This window comes from Streptomyces sp. NPDC058525 (genome assembly GCF_042719495.1).
GTDB lineage: Bacteria > Actinomycetota > Actinomycetes > Streptomycetales > Streptomycetaceae > Streptomyces.
In genome coordinates, this window is sequence record NZ_JBHXNP010000196.1 from 1 (window position 1) to 2,506 (window position 2,506).

The 2,506-nt window shown below is 56.6% G+C and carries 1 rRNA gene (cut by a window edge); it reads right to left on the bottom strand.

Annotated features, from left to right (window positions below):
- Positions 1 to 31: 31 nt before the first annotated feature.
- Positions 32 to 2,506: ribosomal RNA gene (locus ACFWP3_RS41495) — 23S ribosomal RNA — on the bottom strand; it runs 728 nt beyond the window's last position.

The window sequence follows — 2,506 nt, forward strand, 5'->3', positions numbered from 1 at the left end:
TTCAGAACTAACACAGTGGACGCGAGCAACTGAGGACAAGCCCTCGGCCTATTAGTACCAGTCAGCTTCACCCGTTACCGGGCTTCCACATCTGGCCTATCAACCCAGTCGTCTACTGGGAGCCTTACCCTCTCAAGGAGGTGGGAATACTCATCTTGAAGCAGGCTTCCCGCTTAGATGCTTTCAGCGGTTATCCCTCCCGAACGTAGCCAACCAGCCATGCCCTTGGCAGGACAACTGGCACACCAGAGGTTCGTCCGTCCCGGTCCTCTCGTACTAGGGACAGCCCTTCTCAATATTCCTACGCGCACAGCGGATAGGGACCGAACTGTCTCACGACGTTCTAAACCCAGCTCGCGTACCGCTTTAATGGGCGAACAGCCCAACCCTTGGGACCGACTCCAGCCCCAGGATGCGACGAGCCGACATCGAGGTGCCAAACCATCCCGTCGATATGGACTCTTGGGGAAGATCAGCCTGTTATCCCCGGGGTACCTTTTATCCGTTGAGCGACGGCGCTTCCACAAGCCACCGCCGGATCACTAGTCCCGACTTTCGTCCCTGCTCGACCCGTCGGTCTCACAGTCAAGCTCCCTTGTGCACTTACACTCAACACCTGATTGCCAACCAGGCTGAGGGAACCTTTGGGCGCCTCCGTTACCCTTTGGGAGGCAACCGCCCCAGTTAAACTACCCATCAGACACTGTCCCTGATCCGGATCACGGACCGAGGTTAGACATCCAGCACGACCAGAGTGGTATTTCAACGACGACTCCACAACCACTGGCGTGGCCGCTTCAAAGTCTCCCACCTATCCTACACAAGCCGAACCGAACACCAATATCAAACTGTAGTAAAGGTCCCGGGGTCTTTCCGTCCTGCTGCGCGAAACGAGCATCTTTACTCGTAGTGCAATTTCACCGGGCCTATGGTTGAGACAGTCGAGAAGTCGTTACGCCATTCGTGCAGGTCGGAACTTACCCGACAAGGAATTTCGCTACCTTAGGATGGTTATAGTTACCACCGCCGTTTACTGGCGCTTAAGTTCTCAGCTTCGCACGCCCGAAAGCGCACTAACCGGTCCCCTTAACGTTCCAGCACCGGGCAGGCGTCAGTCCGTATACATCGCCTTACGGCTTCGCACGGACCTGTGTTTTTAGTAAACAGTCGCTTCTCGCTGGTCTCTGCGGCCACCCCCAGCTCACGGAGCAAGTCCGATCACCAGTGATGGCCCCCCTTCTCCCGAAGTTACGGGGGCATTTTGCCGAGTTCCTTAACCATAGTTCACCCGAACGCCTCGGTATTCTCTACCTGACCACCTGAGTCGGTTTAGGGTACGGGCCGCCATGAAACTCGCTAGAGGCTTTTCTCGACAGCATAGGATCATCCACTTCACCACAATCGGCTCGGCATCAGGTCTCAGCCTTAACGAGGGACGGATTTGCCTACCCCTCGGCCTACACCCTTACCCCGGGACAACCACCGCCCGGGCTGGACTACCTTCCTGCGTCACCCCATCGCTTACCTACTACAAGTCTGGTTCGTCGGCTCCACCACTTTCCTTTCCCCGAAGGGTCCGGAACGGCTTCACGGACTTAGCATCGCCTGATTCGATATTGGGCGTTTCAAAGCGGGTACCGGAATATCAACCGGTTGTCCATCGACTACGCCTGTCGGCCTCGCCTTAGGTCCCGACTTACCCTGGGCAGATCAGCTTGACCCAGGAACCCTTAGTCAATCGGCGCACACGTTTCTCACGTGTGTATCGCTACTCATGCCTGCATTCTCACTCGTGAACCGTCCACAACTAGCTTCCGCTGCTGCTTCACCCGGCACACGACGCTCCCCTACCCATCACAGCGGGCGTTGGCCCTATTGCTGCAATGACACGACTTCGGCGGTACGCTTGAGCCCCGCTACATTGTCGGCGCGGAATCACTTGACCAGTGAGCTATTACGCACTCTTTCAAGGGTGGCTGCTTCTAAGCCAACCTCCTGGTTGTCTCTGCGACTCCACATCCTTTCCCACTTAGCGTACGCTTAGGGGCCTTAGTCGATGCTCTGGGCTGTTTCCCTCTCGACCATGGAGCTTATCCCCCACAGTCTCACTGCCGTGCTCTCACTTACCGGCATTCGGAGTTTGGCTAAGGTCAGTAACCCGGTAGGGCCCATCGCCTATCCAGTGCTCTACCTCCGGCAAGAAACACACGACGCTGCACCTAAATGCATTTCGGGGAGAACCAGCTATCACGGAGTTTGATTGGCCTTTCACCCCTAACCACAGGTCATCCCCCAGGTTTTCAACCCTGGTGGGTTCGGTCCTCCACGAAGTCTTACCTCCGCTTCAACCTGCCCATGGCTAGATCACTCCGCTTCGGGTCTAGAGCGTGCAACTCAATCGCCCTATTCGGACTCGCTTTCGCTACGGCTTCCCCACACGGGTTAACCTCGCTACACACCGCTAACTCGCAGGCTCATTCTTCAAAAGGCACGCAGTCACGACTGC